This is a genomic window from Neorhizobium sp. T7_12 (assembly GCF_002968535.1).
GTDB classification, from domain to species: Bacteria; Pseudomonadota; Alphaproteobacteria; order Rhizobiales; family Rhizobiaceae; genus Neorhizobium; species Neorhizobium tomejilense.
In genome coordinates this window covers 30,418-46,019 of record NZ_PVBK01000017.1, presented here as the reverse complement: position 1 = coordinate 46,019, position 15,602 = coordinate 30,418, and the positions used below count along the sequence as shown (strand labels likewise).

At 65.3% G+C, this 15,602-nt stretch carries 15 protein-coding genes and 2 riboswitches; of the genes, 6 read left to right on the top strand and 9 right to left on the bottom strand.

Features of this window, described 5'->3' with window-relative positions; all coding sequences use genetic code 11:
* Window position 1 precedes the first annotated feature (1 nt).
* Window positions 2-757, top strand: coding sequence for a cobalt-precorrin-6A reductase (locus tag C5J26_RS25880; RefSeq protein ID WP_105404386.1), 756 nt, complete (start codon window positions 2-4; stop codon window positions 755-757).
* On the opposite strand, the gene C5J26_RS25875 is transcribed toward C5J26_RS25880, so the two are convergent.
* Genes C5J26_RS25875 through C5J26_RS25845 form a run of 7 tightly spaced genes read right to left on the bottom strand, consistent with a single transcriptional unit; the run spans window position 733 to window position 8,925 of the window.
* On the bottom strand, window positions 733-1,500 hold the full coding sequence (locus C5J26_RS25875) for a precorrin-3B C(17)-methyltransferase (RefSeq protein ID WP_105404385.1): 768 nt from the start codon (window positions 1,498-1,500) through the stop codon (window positions 733-735). The genes C5J26_RS25880 and C5J26_RS25875 overlap by 25 nt on opposite strands.
* Entirely contained in the window at window positions 1,497-2,237 is a 741-nt protein-coding gene (locus tag C5J26_RS25870) for a precorrin-2 C(20)-methyltransferase (protein ID WP_105404384.1), read from the bottom strand. Before C5J26_RS25870 ends, C5J26_RS25875 begins: the two co-directional genes overlap by 4 nt.
* Complete coding sequence (locus C5J26_RS25865) at window positions 2,234-2,863, bottom strand: precorrin-8X methylmutase (protein WP_105404383.1); 630 nt, start codon at window positions 2,861-2,863, stop codon at window positions 2,234-2,236. Before C5J26_RS25865 ends, C5J26_RS25870 begins: the two co-directional genes overlap by 4 nt.
* Window positions 2,860-4,173, bottom strand: coding sequence for a precorrin-3B synthase (cobG, locus tag C5J26_RS25860; RefSeq protein ID WP_245441274.1), 1,314 nt, complete (start codon window positions 4,171-4,173; stop codon window positions 2,860-2,862). The genes C5J26_RS25865 and cobG overlap by 4 nt, the downstream gene beginning before the upstream one ends.
* Window positions 4,170-7,463 (bottom strand): cobaltochelatase subunit CobN, encoded by a 3,294-nt coding sequence (gene cobN / locus C5J26_RS25855; RefSeq protein ID WP_105404382.1) that lies wholly within the window; start codon window positions 7,461-7,463, stop codon window positions 4,170-4,172. Before cobN ends, cobG begins: the two co-directional genes overlap by 4 nt.
* 17 nt (window positions 7,464-7,480) lie before the next feature.
* On the bottom strand, window positions 7,481-8,518 hold the full coding sequence (cobW, locus tag C5J26_RS25850; RefSeq protein ID WP_105404381.1) for a cobalamin biosynthesis protein CobW: 1,038 nt from the start codon (window positions 8,516-8,518) through the stop codon (window positions 7,481-7,483).
* On the bottom strand, window positions 8,515-8,925 hold the full coding sequence (locus C5J26_RS25845; protein WP_038547130.1) for a DUF1636 domain-containing protein: 411 nt from the start codon (window positions 8,923-8,925) through the stop codon (window positions 8,515-8,517). Before C5J26_RS25845 ends, cobW begins: the two co-directional genes overlap by 4 nt.
* A 106-nt stretch (window positions 8,926-9,031) precedes the next feature.
* Window positions 9,032-9,272, bottom strand: a riboswitch (cobalamin riboswitch).
* Window positions 9,273-9,331: 59 nt separating this feature from the next.
* A riboswitch (cobalamin riboswitch) is annotated at window positions 9,332-9,561 on the top strand.
* A 36-nt stretch (window positions 9,562-9,597) separates the two neighbouring features.
* Between C5J26_RS25845 and C5J26_RS25840 the strand changes: the two genes are divergently transcribed.
* From C5J26_RS25840 to C5J26_RS25825, 4 genes are read left to right on the top strand one after another with little or no spacing between them, the layout of a single operon-like run.
* A complete protein-coding gene (locus C5J26_RS25840) occupies window positions 9,598-9,774 on the top strand; it encodes a CbtB-domain containing protein (RefSeq protein ID WP_080956597.1) in 177 nt (58 codons plus the stop codon).
* Between the two features lie 13 nt (window positions 9,775-9,787).
* Window positions 9,788-10,549: a CbtA family protein gene (locus C5J26_RS25835; protein ID WP_105404380.1), complete on the top strand. Its 762-nt coding sequence runs from the start codon at window positions 9,788-9,790 to the stop codon at window positions 10,547-10,549.
* A complete protein-coding gene (cobO, locus tag C5J26_RS25830; RefSeq protein WP_037087557.1) occupies window positions 10,546-11,160 on the top strand; it encodes a cob(I)yrinic acid a,c-diamide adenosyltransferase in 615 nt (204 codons plus the stop codon). The genes C5J26_RS25835 and cobO overlap by 4 nt, the downstream gene beginning before the upstream one ends.
* Before the next feature lie 2 nt (window positions 11,161-11,162).
* Window positions 11,163-12,632: a cobyric acid synthase gene (locus C5J26_RS25825; RefSeq protein ID WP_105404379.1), complete on the top strand. Its 1,470-nt coding sequence runs from the start codon at window positions 11,163-11,165 to the stop codon at window positions 12,630-12,632.
* On the opposite strand, the gene cbiB is transcribed toward C5J26_RS25825, so the two are convergent.
* The gene (gene cbiB / locus C5J26_RS25820) at window positions 12,616-13,581 is read right to left on the bottom strand and encodes an adenosylcobinamide-phosphate synthase CbiB (RefSeq protein WP_105404378.1); all 966 of its coding nucleotides are present in this window, start codon (window positions 13,579-13,581) and stop codon (window positions 12,616-12,618) included. The two genes, C5J26_RS25825 and cbiB, sit on opposite strands and share 17 nt — an antisense overlap.
* Here cbiB and cobD point away from each other — a divergent pair.
* Window positions 13,580-14,608, top strand: a complete 1,029-nt coding sequence (gene cobD / locus C5J26_RS25815; protein WP_105404377.1) for a threonine-phosphate decarboxylase CobD — start codon at window positions 13,580-13,582, stop codon at window positions 14,606-14,608. The two genes, cbiB and cobD, sit on opposite strands and share 2 nt — an antisense overlap.
* Here cobD and C5J26_RS25810 read toward each other — a convergent pair.
* A complete protein-coding gene (locus C5J26_RS25810) occupies window positions 14,601-15,599 on the bottom strand; it encodes a P1 family peptidase (RefSeq protein ID WP_105404376.1) in 999 nt (332 codons plus the stop codon). The genes cobD and C5J26_RS25810 overlap by 8 nt on opposite strands.
* Window positions 15,600-15,602: the final 3 nt, after the last annotated feature.

Sequence of the window (15,602 nt, the reverse complement as noted above, 5' to 3'; positions counted from 1 at the left end):
CTTGCAACGTTCCATCCTCATTCTCGGCGGTACGGCGGAAGCCCGCGCGCTGGCCGGAAAGCTCGCCGGCGATCCGCGGTTTGCCGTGGAGCTGTCGCTTGCCGGGCGCACACGCGCGCCGGCCGAGCAACCCGTGCCGGTGCGTGTCGGCGGTTTTGGCGGTGCCGAAGGGCTTGCCACCTATCTCAGGCAAAAAGGCATCTCGATCCTGATCGATGCGACGCATCCCTATGCAGCTCAGATTTCCCGCAATGCTGCCAAAGCCGCCGAGATTTCCGGCGTTCCGCTTGTCGCCCTGCGACGGTCGGCCTGGGTGAGGCAGCCCGGTGACCGCTGGATCGATGTCGACGGTGTCGCCGATGCGGTCAATGCGCTGGGAAAGGTCCCCCGAAAAGCATTCCTGACGCTCGGCCGGCAGGAACTTCTGCCCTTCGAGGCCGCGCCCCGGCACCATTACCTGGTCCGTAGCGTCGATCCGGTCGAGCCGCCGCTTTCCGTCCCGAACGCCGTCTATCTGACCGCGCGCGGCCCCTTCGAAGAGGCGGACGAGGCCCAGCTTCTCCAAGACCACGGCATCGAGGTCATCGTCGCCAAGAACAGCGGCGGTCCGGCGAGCTACGGCAAGATCGCCGCTGCGCGTGAACTTGGTATCGATGTCGTCCTGATCCGCCGTCCGGACCTGCCGGATGTGCCGTCCGTCGAGACCGTGGAGGAGATGCTCGCCTGGCTCGATCATGCGCCGGTGCCCCTGAAGTAACGCGGGGAATAGACGATCGGGCGCCCGTTCTCCCGCTCGATCAGCCGCGTTTCCGCAGTGCCGACGATCACGCATGTCGCCATGTCGGCCATATCGCCTGCCGCCTCGGCAAGCGGCACGATCCGGATGACTTCATCCGGTCGGCCTGCCGCTCTGCCGAAGATCACCGGCACGGTGCCGGGCAGGTGGGCGCGCAGAATAGCGAAGGCTTCACCGAGCTGATGCGGGCGCGCCTTGCTGATCGGGTTGTAGAAGGCCATCACGAACCCGGCCGTCGCCGCTGCGACCAGGCGTTTCTCGATCACATCCCACGGCTTCAGATTATTCGAAAGCGAGATGGCGCAGAAATCATGGCCGAGCGGCGCACCGGCTTTGGCCGCGACGGCCAGCATGGCGGTAATGCCGGGAACGACCGAAAAATCGATCTCGCGCCACAGGGCCGGACCTTCGTCGATCGCCTCGCAGACTGCGGCGGCCATGGCGAACACGCCGGGGTCGCCGCCCGAGACGACACAGACCTTGCCTCCGCCCGCCGCCATTTCGAGCGCGGCACGGGCGCGCACCAGTTCCTCCCGGTTATCGGATGCGTGGCGGCGCTGGTCGGGGCGGAGGTTCAAACGGTCGATATATGGAAAATAGCCGAAAAAATCCTCCGCAGACGTCACTGCGGCGGCCGCCTCCGGCGTCATCTGGTCGGGATTGCCGGGGCCGAGGCCGACGACGGTCAACGAACCGGTTGTCATGGCCGTGTCTTCCAGCCGGGCACGAGGACGATCGAGAAATACGGGGCAGGGCTCTCGTCGCGCTCTTCCAGACGCTGCGCTGCGCCGTTCGCCATCGTGCCACGCTCGACATAGAGCGCTCCGGACAGTTTTCCGACGGAGGCCAGCGCCCGGCGGATTTTTGGCAGGTTGCGGCCGACCTTCATGATCACTGCGCCGTCGGTGTTTTCAAGCCGCTCCGCAAGCTTCTCTTCGGACAGCGTGCCTGGCAGCACGCTTAGAATGTCGTCGCCCTGGACGAGCGGCATGCCGGTCATCGACCAGCAGCCGGACATGGCGGTGACGCCGGCGATGACTTCCGCGTGGTAGCGGCCGGCCAGCCGCACATGCAGGTGCATGTACGATCCGTAGAACAGCGGGTCGCCTTCGCTCAGTACCGCGACGTGCCTGCCCGCATCGAGATGTGCGGCAATGTCGTCCGCGGAGCGATCGAAGAAATCGGCGATCGGACCGCGATAATCGGCTTCGTCCTTGTGGGTCTCGACCGTGACCGGATAGACCAGCGGCAATTCGAGCGTACCTGGCCGGATATGTGCCTCGACGATGGCGCGGCCGTTGCCGCTGCTGCCTTTCTTGCAGAAGAAGGCGATCACGTCCGCTTCCTGGATGGCACGTACCGCCTTCAGCGTCAGCAGTTCGGGGTCGCCGGGTCCGGTGCCGACGCCGGTGAGCCTGCCCTTGATGAGTGCCGCGTTCACAGTCCGGCCCTCGCCAGCGCGTTGACGCAGGCAGCCGTCATCGCCGAACCGCCCATGCGCCCGCGCACGATCGCATAGGGAATGCCGAGCGTCGCTTCCATCAGCGCTTCCTTGGATTCCGCAGCGCCGACGAAACCGACCGGCATGCCGATGATGGCAGCCGGACGCGGCGCGCCGGCGTCGAGCATTTCGAGCAGGCGGAAGAGCGCGGTCGGCGCATTGCCGATCGCAACGACTGCGCCTTCGAGATCGTCCCAGAGATCCAGCGCGGCAGCCGAGCGGGTATTGCCGATGGTCTTTGCCAGCTCGATCGTGCGGCTGTCGCGCAGCGTGCAGATCACCTGGTTATGGGCCGGCAGGCGGGCGCGGGTAATGCCGTGCGCCACCATTTCAGCATCGCAATAGATCGGCTTGCCGGCATGCAGCGCGCCTCGCGCCTGCGCGACGAAATCCTTGGAAAATCGGAAATGCTGAGCCGCCTCGACCAACCCGCAGGCGTGGATCATGCGGACCGCAATCTCAGCCTGTTCCGACGAAAAAGGCGAGAGATCCGCTTCCTCGCGGATGATCGCGAAGGATTTTTCGTAGATCGCGTCGCCTTCGCGAATGTAATCGTAACTGTTCATGATCTTCCTGACGTAACGGCCGCAGCAAGCCGGCGCGGTCCCAGACGGGCGAGGCAGGCGGCGGAATTTTCCCCTGCGCGCCTTTCGTCTCGGACAAGATCGGCGATGCGGCGAAGGGAGTTGTTGGTATCGGCAAAAGCGACCGAGGCAAAGGGCTCGTTGGCCGCTTTTCCTCCGGCGATAAGCGAAAGGCCGGCGGCCGTTCCGCAGAGTGCAAGCGCTGACGGCTGCGGATGGGCGCAGCCCTTGGGGCAGCCGGTCACGTGCAGCTTGAACGAGCCGTCCAGCAGATCGCCGCACTCTTCCGCCGCTTTGGCGCCGAGTTCATGGGTGGCGACGGTTGCGGAATTGCAGGCGGGGCTTCCGGGACAAGCGGCAATCGCCGAACGCGGATCGCTCGGCGAGGTGACGAAGCCGTTGCTGCCGGCAAAAACGGTCAGAGCTTCGCAGGCGGTTCGAGTGCCAAAAAACAGGAGCGAATGGTCGAAGGCCGGTTTCAGGGACTGTATTCCCAGTCGCTCGGCTTCGTCGCAAAGAGCGATCAGGTCCTCGGCTTTTGCCTGACCGAAGGCCGGGCCGATGCCTGCCGCGAAAAGATCTTCGGAGAGGCGGAAGGTGCCGAAAGGCGAGGCTGGCCGGCTGGGCACATCGTTCGTGGGCAACCCGGCGGCGAGATCGCGTCCCCTCGCCTTCTGTCCCTTTTCGCCGAGCTTTCGAAGCAGCGCCAGAGTGGCGGAGACGGCCTCTGTTTCACGTAAAACATTGAAAACACGGCCGGTTGCTTCGGTCCCGCCCAAAAGCAGGGTCCAGTAGATGCCTTCATCGCTGGAAACGGCGGTGAGCCGGATATCGGCCAGGAGGTCGGAAAGCCTGAGCCGCCCGCCACCGTCAACCACCACCGACATCTTTGGAGCAAGGCCGAGGATGTCGCGCACACCTTGGCGGATCGCCTCGGCTATCGGGCGCGGATCGGCGATCTCGGTGTCGTCCATCCCCGCCAGCGGCGGAGTTTCGACAGCAAGTCCCTCGCGAAGCGGCAGGTTCAGCGCGCGGACATCGGCATCGAGAACGGGAGCCGAGGCCTCGCTCAGTCCCCGGACTTGCAGGTTGCCGCGGGCGGAAATATCGAGAACGCCGTTGCCATGGCGCAGTGCCATCCGGCAGAGTTCGGCGAGTTGTGCCGAGGTGATCGCGTCCGTCAGCGCGACGCGGGCGAGAAGCCCGTCACCGGTCATCATCGGGGCCGACAGGGCGGGGCAGGCGCCGCGGCGCATATCCAGCGTGCTTCGATCGAGGGAGAGCGCCGTCATGCGACCTTCTCCCGGGTGAGCATTTCGAGCTCAGCGTCGACCGCGTTGCGGCGGGGATGCCAGAGGCCGCGGCGAAGCGCCGAGCGGAACCGCTCTGCCATGAAGCGTGCGCCTTCCGGGTTCTGGCTCAGCAGGAAGTCGCGAACCTTTTCATCGCCGAGATAGGCGTCGTAGGTCGCCTCGATCAGCGATTGCGGAATGGCATGGGTGGTTTCGGCAAAACCGATCAGGCGGTCGACCGTTTCCACCAGTTCCGCTGCGCCGCGCGGGCCGTGGCGCATCTGGCCGGCGATGAAGCGCGGATTGACGGCGCGGGCGCGCACCACGCGGGTCACAGCTTCGGAAATCGAACGGGCACGAGGTTTTTGAGGATCGGTGGTGTCGAGTGCGATCACGTCCGCCTTGCCGCCGAGTGCCGCGACTGCCGCCGCAAATCCGCCGATGAAGGCGACATCGGCCGAGCCGTCCAGCAGGTCGCGGCCGGGATCGTCGCCCGTATGGATCAGCAGATCGGCGGTGCCGATGCGGTTTGCGAACTGGCCGGGCACGTGGCTGGCATCGCCCTCCGCGCCGCCGAAGGAATGGCTCGTCGCATCGAGATAGATGCGACCCAGCTCCTCGCGTTCGCCCCAAGTGCCGTCGGCAAGCTTTTCCTCGATGCCGGAGCCATAGGTGCCTGGTGCCGAGCCGAAGATGCGCGACGGTACGTGCCCGAGCGCTTGTGTCTCTTCGGCCAGGGGATTGTCGCCCGACGCTTCCTCGCGGCTGGCGATGGCGCGCATCGCGGCGTCGAGCAGGGCGATGAGAGCCGGAAACATGTCGCGGAACAGGCCGGAAATCCTCAGCGTCACGTCGACGCGCGGGCGGCCGAGCGCTGCCGGCGGCAGGACTTCGATGCCGGTGACGCGGCCTGTCGCCGTATCCTGCACGGGTCTCGCCCCCATCAGCGCCAGAACCTGGGCGACTTCCTCGCCGCCGCTGCGCAGGGACGCGCTGCCCCAGAGATCGAAGACAAGGCTTTTCGGCCAGTCGCCGTGATCCTGGAGATAACGCCGCAGGATTTCGTCGGCCGCACGTTTGCCGAGTTCGAAGGCGGTCGGCGTCGGAAGCGTGCGCGGATCGCTGGCGAAGAGGTTGCGGCCGGTCGGCATCACGTCGCGGCGGCCGCGGGCCGGGGCGCCGGATGGGCCTGGGCGGATGTGCTTGCCGTCCAGTGCGTCGAGCAAGGCCTGTCGTTCGGTTTCGGCACTTTGGACGCGCAGCGTATCGTCATCGCCGGGCGCCACCTGCCCGAAAACGTGCTGGCCGTCCTTGATCGAAAAGTCCTTGAGATCGCAGAGAAATGCGTCGATGCGGGTGAGCGCCGCATCCGGATCGTCACTGTTCGAAACGCCGGCCTCGCCGGCCAGTCCGGTGTCGCGGGCGGTCTCGACGATCAGCTTGGACAGCCGGTCGCGGCGGCGGCGGTCGAGCCCGTCGGCCTGGGCATATTCGTCGACCAGCAGTTCCAGCTTTTTCTGTTCGTCGGAAAGACCGGCGCCGGCCAGGACCGGCGGCAGATGGCCGATGGTGACGGCGGCGATCCGCCGTTTCGCGACCGCCGCCTCGCCGGGATTGGAGACGATGAAGGGATAGATGACTGGCAGCCCGCCGGTGACGATCTCGGGAAAACAATCCTTCGACAGCGCCACGGTCTTGCCTGGCAGCCATTCGAGTGTCCCATGCGCGCCGACATGGACGATCGCATGCGCGCCGAGCGTTTCGCGCATCCATTGGCCGAAGGCGATCAGCGCGTGGCGCGGGGGGAGGTCCGGGCTGTGATAGTCGGCGCGGCGATCGGCATTGCGGCCGCGATCGGGCGCGAGCGCGACGGTGATATTGCCGAAGCTCGCGGCGCGGAAACGGAAAGCGCCGTCCCTGAAGTCTTCGTCGGCTTCGGTCCCGCCCCACGCCGCCTCTGCAACGGGTAGGGGATCGTAGGCGGAGCGTACGTGGCCGGCGGATTTGGCACTCAGGCGGTCCAGGAGATCACGCGGAGTCTCGGGGATATCTGAAACACCATAGCCGGCAACCGATAGTTCGTGCAGCATCCCGAGCACGCTCTGCGGCACGTCCAGACCCACGGCATAACCGGTACGGCCCGGTGCGCTCGGGTAGTCCGGCATGAGGATGACGATCCTGCGCCCGGGCCGTGGCGTGGTTTTGAGCCGGAGGAAGGCAGCGATACGCTCGACGACCTGTTCGATCCGGTCCGGTTCCGGCTGGTTGACGAGGTTGGCGGAGCTTTCGCCTGCCTTGAAGGAGATCGCGCCGGCAAGAATGCGCCCGTCGAGCTCGGGCAGGACGACGTGCATGGCGAGGTCGGCAGGGTTGAGGCCGCGCCGGTTCTCCGCCCAGCCATCGCGGCGGGTCGTGGCGACGACGATCTGGAAGACCGGCACGCCGGTGCGGTCGAAAATCGTTTCGCCGTTGCCGTCGGTGCCGCTGGCAAAGGCGGTGGTGGAAAGAATGGCCGCAGGTTTCAGGTCCGAGACCGCCTGTTCGACGAAGGCCAGTGCATCCGGCTCCTTCAGCCCGCCGACGAAGATCGGCACCGGTGCAAAACCACGCTTTTTCACTGCTTGGAACAGCTCGTCGATCGGCGCCGCGTCATTCGCAAGCAGCATGGAGCGGTAGAACAGGATAGGCAGGCGCGGCGCATCCGGCGTAAAGCGGGCCAGCAGTTCATTGGCCTCGACGATGCCTGTTCCGGGTGCGTAATAGCCGGCCTTCGGCACCGGGGCTGCCTGCGGCAGCGTTTCCGTTTTGCCCTCGGCCAGCGTCGTCAGCAGCGTCGCCAGAAGCCGCATATTCGCCGGACCGCCCTCGCGGAAACAGCTCAGGATGCCGGCGATCCGGTCTTCCGCAACGGTCGAGGCCGCGATCAGCCGTTCGTCGCGGATGCTGCATTCGCCGGGCAGCAGCGCCAGCGCGATCTTCCTGCGGCGCGCCAGCCGCGAAAGCTCCTCGACACCGTAGGACCAGCGATCGTAACCGCCGAGAATGCGCACGAGGATGATCTTGGCATGGGCCGCCGTCTTCTCGATCCAGAGATCGACGGACATCGGATGGCGCAGGTCGGAAAGGCTGGTCAGCCGCAGGCTCGGCAAGTTTGAGCCCCAGACGGCCGCGATGCCGTTCAGGTCGCTGCCGGAAAAGGACAGCACCACCACATCGGCCGGCGACTGGTTGAGGTCGACCGGTTCGATGAGGTCGTCAAGCGACGACGATGTGGTGGCGAGTATGTGCATCCTTCCCTCGGGCCTTCTTATGCGGCCAGCATCCTTTCGATCGCGGCGCGGTCGATGCCTTTTTCGCCGATCACGACGAGGCGGCTTGTCCGCGCTTCGCCGGGTGCCCAGGCGCGGTCGAAATAATGGTTCACGCGCGATCCTACCGCCTGAACCTGCAGGCGCATCGGCTTGTTCGCGACTTCCACGAAGCCTTTTATGCGCAGCACGTTTTCCGCCTCCGCCGTCGCGGAAATGCGTGCGGCGAGCTGTTCGGCGTCGGTGACTGCGGCCAGATCGACGACGAAGCTGTCGAAATCGTCGTGATCGTGGTCGAGTTCGTCGTCGTGATGGGTCTTGCGGTTTTCGATATCGTCCTCGACGGCGAGGCCGAGGCCGATCAGCACGGCCGGATCGATGGCGCCGTTGGCGGCCGAGACGATTTTTACGGCACGTGGCAGATGGGCGGACACGCGATCCCTGGCGGTCGCGAGGCCGGCGGCATCCAGGAGGTCGCTCTTGGTGAGCACGATCATGTCGGCGCACGCCACCTGGTCCTCGAACACTTCCTCGACCGGGTCGTCATGGTCGATCGAGCCGTCCGCGTCGCGCTGCGCTTCCAGCGCCTCGTGATCGTCGGCTACGCGACCTTCGGCAAGCGCCAGTCCGTCGACGACGGCAATCACCGCGTCGACAGTCACCCGTGCCTTGACGTCAGGCCACTGGAAGGCCTGGACGAGGGGTTTTGGCAACGCGAGGCCGGAGGTCTCGATGAGGATGTGATCGACGCGGGGTTCGATGGCCAGGATCCGGTCGATCGCCGGCACGAAATCGTCCGCCACGGTGCAGCAGATGCAGCCGTTGGCAAGCTCGATGATGTTGTCTTCCGGGCAGCTTTCGATGCCGCAGCCCTTCAGCACGTCGCCGTCGATGCCGACATCGCCGAATTCGTTGACGATGATCGCCAGCCGCTTGCCCTTCAGGTTTTCGATCAGGTTGCGGATCAGCGTGGTCTTGCCGGCGCCTAAGAACCCGGTAACGACGGTGCAGGGAACGCGGTCGAACGAAACGCTCATGATGGCATGTCCTCGTGGTGATGAAAGGGTGGAATACGGGCCGTCATGCCCTTGCCGCGCAGGCAGGTCGGGCGACCGCGAAGGGGAAGGAAGCCGCGCTCGTCCTCGGCCAGCATCATCGCACCGGTGACGATGTCCTCGACATTGTCGAGCGACAGGTGGCCGAAGACATAGGACCAGCCGCTCTTGTGGTTGAAGGCGGCACTCGGGCTTTTTTCGCAATTTGCAAGGCAGGTGACGGGCTTGACCGCGAGCGGCTTGCCGCTTGCTGCCTCGCGCAGCGCCGCGATCAGTGCGATGCCCGGTCGGATTTCGCCGTCGGACGCGTCACGGCAATTGGTGCAGACGAAAATCGTCACATCTGCCGGGCCGGCGGTTGCCGGATCATCTGGTCGGTGGTCACTCATCGGTCAGCCGCGTTCCCGCCGGGGTCGAAAAATCGGGGCGCGGAGCAGAAGGTCGAAATCCCTCTGCGGTGATCGAGAAACTTCCTCCGGAGCACCCCGCCCGGTGAAGCAAAATTAATCGGACGGCAGGTCTCCTGGCTCGCGGGTCGTCGCCATTTGCCTGCCTTCCCAGGATACCGTTGGCCGGATTTCCCAGTGGCTTGACGGCCGAACGGCCGTTTTAGGCAATGGCTCGCCGCCTACAGTTGCGGGGGCAGCCGCGGCATTGATCCTGAAAAAGGGATCGCACCGCATTCTCTCTTAGCCCTCCCCGTTGCCGGAAAGGGACCATCTCTCTTCAAGTAAGCCCGGTCGCAGGCCCATGTCAATGCGTCGCAAAGGCGATTGCCGTGACGCCGAATTCGTCTATAGTGACCGAGCCTATGGTGCCCGAAAGGGTTTTAGAGGGAATGCGGTGCGACGGAATTCTGCCGTCCAACCCGCGGCTGCCCCCGCAACTGTAAGCGGAAAGTCTTCGACCAAAACGGCCGTCCGGCCGTCAAGCCACTGGGAAATCCGGTCAACGGTATCCTGGGAAGGCGGGAGAAGGCGTCCGATCCGCGAGCCAGGAGACCTGCCAGAGGCGGCAAAGAACGTGAACGGCCCTCGGGTGGAGGGCGAAAGGACGAGATCATGGTACTGAATTCTGCTGCAGCTGCAGTCAGCCTCTCCGCTTCGAAAATCATCCCCCTCAGCATGACGGCCCTGCTCGGCCTGTTCATCGTCGGCTTTGTCGGCTTCTCGCATCTGGAAGTCGTCCATAACGCCGCGCATGACACGCGCCACTCGCTCGCCTTCCCCTGCCACTGAGGAGTTCTCCCCAATGTCGTTGTTTCGCAACATCGTCTTCACGGCGGTGATCGCCGGACTTTTGTCCGGACTGCTGCTGACCGTGATGCAGAGCTTCTCCACCGTGCCGCTGATCCTGCAGGCGGAAGTGTTCGAAAATGCCGCGCCCGAGGCGGGCCACAGCCATGATGCTGCACCTGCCGCAGGCGCCACGGCATCCGCCGCCGAGCATCACCACGGCGAGGAAGCCTGGGCTCCCGCCGATGGCTTCGAGCGTTTCATCTATACTGCTGCCGCCGACATGCTGTCGGCTATCGGTTTTGCCCTTGTCCTGGTTGCCGCCTCGGAAGCGTTCGGCGGCTTCAAGGGCTGGCGCGGTGGCCTGATGTTCGGCATTGCCGGCTTCCTCGCCGTCATTCTCGCGCCCGGCCTCGGCCTGCCGCCGGAACTGCCCGGCATGCCGGCTGCGGAACTCGGCCCGCGCCAGATCTGGTGGGTCTCGACGGCGGTCTGCACGGCAGTGGGTCTCGGCCTGCTCGCCTATACCCGCTCGGCTGTGTTTGCAGCCCTTGCGATCGTGCTGCTGATCGCCCCGCATCTGGTCGGCGCGCCGCTGCCGCCAAGCCATGAAACGGCGGTCCCGATGGATCTCCATGCTCGCTTCGTCAACGCCGTCTACGCCACCAACCTGGTGTTCTGGGCGGTGCTCGGTGCGCTGGCCGGGGTCGTCCGCGAAAAGTTCCGCGCTGGCGAGGGAGCTTCTGCCGGATCTCCGGCGAAGCTTGTTTCCCGGTGAAGGAGATCGACGAGGCGTCCGTCGAGCGTCACCGCGCCAAGATGGCGAACCGCAAGGCGGTTCAGGATGCGGAAGTGGCCGAGAAGACCCAGGAAAAGGGTCTTCTCATCGTCCATACCGGCCCCGGCAAGGGCAAATCCACAGCCGCCTTCGGCCTGGCGCTGCGCATGCTCGGCAACAACCGCCGGGTCGGCGTCGTACAGTTCATCAAGGGCGCCTGGTCGACCGGGGAGCAGCCCGCGCTTGCCGTCTTCGGCGACCGCGTCGTCTGGCACACGATGGGCGAGGGTTTCACCTGGGAGACCCAGGACCTGAAGCGCGACGTCGCCGCGGCGGAAAAGGCCTGGGAAAAGGCACTCGAGCTGATGGCGGACGAGACGATCGGGCTCGTCATCCTCGACGAACTCAACATCGCGCTCCGTTATGACTATCTCGATCTCGACAAGATCGTCGCCGCGCTACAGGCACGGCGGCCGGATCTGCATGTGGTCGTCACCGGCCGCAACGCCAAGCCGGCGCTGATCGAGGCCGCCGACATGGTGACCGAGATGTCGCTGGTCAAACACCACTTCAAGGCGGGCGTGAAGGCCCAGGCCGGCATCGAGTTTTAGCCATGGTTGGGTCCAAGCCAGCTCGGGCGCTGATGTTTCAGGGAACGGGCTCGGATGTGGGCAAGTCGCTGGTCGTGGCCGGGCTTGCCCGCGCCTTTACGCTGCGCGGCCTGAAGATCATGCCGTTCAAGCCGCAGAACATGTCGAACAATGCCGCGGTCACCGCGGATGGCGGCGAAATCGGCCGGGCGCAGGCGTTGCAGGCGCGCGCCGCCGGCGCGCCGCTCAGCGTCCACATGAACCCGGTGCTCCTGAAGCCGCAGAGCGAGGTCGGGGCGCAGGTGGTGGTGCAAGGCAAGGTCGAAGGCAATGCCAAGGCCGCCGAGTATCAGATGCTCAAGCGGACACTGATGCCGCGGGTCCTGGAAAGTTTCGAAATCCTCCGCAACCAGGCCGACCTCGTCCTGGTCGAAGGCGCCGGCAGCGCCTCGGAAATCAATCTTCGCCACAACGACATCGCCAATATGGGGTTTGCCCGGGCCGCCGACGTGCCGGTGGTGCTGATCGGCGATATCGACCGCGGTGGGGTGATCGCCAGCCTCGCCGGCACCGGGCTGGTGCTCGATCCCGACGATGCGGCGATGATCCGGGGCTTCATCGTCAATCGCTTTCGCGGCGATCCGGCCTTGTTCGCCGACGGCATGCGGATGATCGGGGAACTCACCGGCTGGCAGTCGGTCGGGCTGTTGCCGCATTTTGCTGATGCGGCCCGGCTGCCGGCAGAAGATGCGCTTGGCCTCAATGCACCTTCTGTGCGGAAGGCTGGCGCGAAGATCAGGATCGCGGTGCCGATCCTGCCGCATATCTCCAATTTCGACGATCTCGATCCGCTGGAAGCGGAGCCGGATGTCGATCTCATCCGGGTCCGGCCGGGACAGGCCATTCCCGGAGATTGCGATCTCGTGCTGCTGGTGGGTTCGAAGGCGACGATATCCGATCTGCGGGCGCTGAAGGCGGCCGGTTTCGACGTGGATATTGCAGCGCATGTCCGCCGTGGCGGTCGGGTGCTCGGCCTCTGCGGCGGGTATCAGATGCTTGGAAAAACCATTTCCGATCCGGAAGGAACCGAAGGGCCACCCGGCTCGATCGAAGGGCTGGGCTTGCTGGATGTGGAGACGATTCTTTCCGGCGATAAACGGCTGGAGGCCGTCTCAGGCGAAAGCTTCGACGGTATTTCTCTGTCCGGTTATGAAATGCACATCGGACGGACGTCCGGCGCAGATTGCCGACGCCCGTTCTCAATCGTCGGCGGCAACCCGGAAGGCGCGATATCGGCGGATGGCCGGGTCTGGGGCACCTATCTTCACGGTCTGTTTTCCGACGATCGGCAGCGGTCGGCCTGGCTGAAGCGGCTCGGAGGTTCTGCCTCCGGCCTCGATTACGAGGCCGGCGTGGACGCGGTGCTGGACCGGCTGGCCGGCCATATGGAAAAGCATCTCGATCTCGATGGGCTGCTCAAACTTGCCAGATGATCCACGCCAAGAGGCCGAAAAGGCCGATCAGCAGCGCGTCGGCGACGCGGGCGAGTTTCAGCGCGCGGCGAATGTCGTCGTAGGTGAGCTCGGAACGCCCGCCCTCGCCCATGAACCGCGCCTCGATCATCTGTCCGCCATAGCTGCGCGGCCCGGCGAGCGCGATGCCGAGCGCGCCGGCCATCGCCGCTTCCGGCCAGCCGGCATTCGGCGACCGGTGATGGCGGGCATCCCGCCTGATGGCGCGGATGGCGTTGCCCGGCGAGGCGCGATCGATGAAACCCGCAGCGACCACGAAAAGAAGGGCGCTCAGGCGCGAGGCGGGCAGGTTGATGAGATCGTCGAACCGCGCGGCCGCCCAGCCGAAGGCTTCGTATCGCGGCAGCTTATGGCCGATCATGCTGTCGGCGGTATTGGCCGCCTTGTAGCCGACGCCCCCCGCAAGACCGCCGATCCCCATCCAGAAGGCCGGCGCCACGACGCCGTCCGAAAAATTCTCGGCCAGGCTCTCGATCGCGGCGCGGCAGACGCCGGCTTCGTCGAGCTTTTCCGGATCACGCCCGACGATCTTCGAGACCGCTTTCCGCCCGGCATCCAGGCCTCCGTATCGCAGCGCCGTCGCCACGGCCTCGACATGGGTTTCAAGGCTCTTCTGCGCCGGCAGGCTCGCGGCGATCACCACCAGCAGGATCGGTCCGAGGGGGATCATTCTCAGGTCGTATTCGATCACCAGGCTGAGCAGGACGGTGATGCCGAGAAGCGCCAGAAGCGCGAACACGCCCTTTCGCTTGCGCGTGGAGAAGTCGTCGCTTTCGCGGTTCAGATCGCGGTCGAGCCGGGATATCAGTGCGCCGATCCAGGTGACCGGATGGCCGATGCGGCGGAACAGCCAGTCCGGATAACCCACGATGCGCTCCGTGATCAGCGCGAAAAATGCGAGAAGGAACATGAAGTTGGCAGGCCCTGAGATTGGCGGTGAAATTGGCGATCCGATACAGCATGGCGGTAATCTTTCCCGTGCCCGGGCGCTGTTTCCACATGCGCTGGAACCCTGGGTCGATCTTTCCACCGGTATCAGCCCGCATTCCTATCCGCATTCGCCCCTGCCGGACAATGCTTTCACGCGACTGCCCGACGTCGCATCGGCGGAAAGACTGAAAACCCTCGCCGCTGCTGCCTACGGTGCGCCGTCGGCGGCACATGTCGCGGCGGGGCCGGGGACGCAGATCCTGCTGCCGATGGTCGCCGATCTGATCGCCCGGAAAGGCCGTGCAGCGGTTCTTTCGCCAACCTATGCGGAGCATGCCCGCGCGGCGCGGCTTTCCGGTTTGGAAGTCACCGAAACCGACGATCTGGGTCGGTTGGCGGAAGCGGACCTCGCCGTCATCGTCAATCCCAACAACCCGACCGGACGTATCGTCCCGCGTGCCGATCTTTTGCGGCTCGCAGAAGTCATGCGCGCGAAGGGTGGGCTGCTGGTCGTGGATGAAGCGTTCATGGACGTCTCGGAAGCATCGAGCGTCACAGACGCGGTCGATGCCGGCGGGCTCGTCGTGCTGCGCTCCTTCGGCAAGTTCTACGGCATGGCCGGCTTGCGGCTCGGTTTGGTGATTTCGCATCCGGAAGCCGCCGCCAGAATCGAAAACCGGCTGGGTCCCTGGGCGGTGTCCGGCCCGGCATTGCACGTGGCGAACGAGGCACTCGCCGATGTCGGATGGCAGGGCGCAATGCGGCTCAGGTTGAAGGAGGATGCGGCGCGGCTGGATGCCTTGCTCGGGGCTGCGGGAATAGCTGTTACGGGTGGGACGTCGCTGTTCCGCTTCATCCGGGATCCGCGCGCTCAGGTGGTTTTCCGGCATCTTGGAGAGCGCGGCATTCTGGTGCGCCGGTTCGAGGAACGGCCCGAGGATCTGAGAATTGGCCTTCCATGCGAGAACGACTGGCCGCGGCTCGAAGAAGCCTTGAAAACTATTTAGCCGGCGAAGTGAATTTGTCACGCCATGCGATCTGGGCGCCTGCATTGGGCAAAGCCGTCGCCTCGTAGACGCCGCGGGCCACGGCACGCGCGGTCACCAGCGTCGCCAGATGGCAGAGTTCCATGAAATCCGATGGCTCGCCTAAAGGCCTCGCACCGGTCGCCGCCGAAAAGATCGTGTCGCCGTCGAAGGGCAGGTGGGCCGGCAGGATCGCGCGGGCCAGGCCGTCATGGGCGAGGATGGAAAGCCGGTGCGCCTGTGCCTTGGTCAGCACGGCATCGGTGACGACGACGCCTATCGTCGTCGACGTCACGTTGCGGCCCTTGAGGCGCATGCGATTGTCGAAGGTCTGAGGCAATCCAAGCCCGCCGAACTCCTTGTCTTCTTCAAAGGGAGCGGCCCAGAAATGCGGGCCTTCGCCTATCGTCGCCGAGCCAAGGGCATTGGCGGCAACCAGGGCCGCGACCGTATGACCTGTCGAAGTCCGGGCGCTTGCCGAGCCGATGCCGCCCTTGAACGTTGCCGTCGTGGCGCCTGTTCCGGCGCCGATGGTTCCGAGCCCGAACTCATCCTTGGCGGCGGCCTTGAATGCCTCGTATCCCATCTCGCGATACGGCGAATGCAGGCCCCAGTCCTTGTTGCCGCCGTTGAGGAGATCCATCAGGATCGCCTGCGGTACGATCGGCACGCGGACGCTGCCGACCTGGAAACCGCGGCCGATTTCGCGCAGGCCCGATTGCACGCCGCCGGCCGCATCGAGACCGAAGGCGGAACCACCGGACAGCACGAAGGCATCGACCGTCTGTACAGTCATAGAAGGATCGAGCAGGGCAGTATCCCGCCCGCCCGGCGCGCCGCCGAGCACGGAGCCGGAGGCGATCGCCGGTTCGTCGAAGACGATCGCGGTGACGCCTGAACCCAAGGCTAGATCGGTGGCATGGCCGACGGCCACGCCTTCGATATCGGTCAACAGGTTCAGCAATCCCGTCATCGG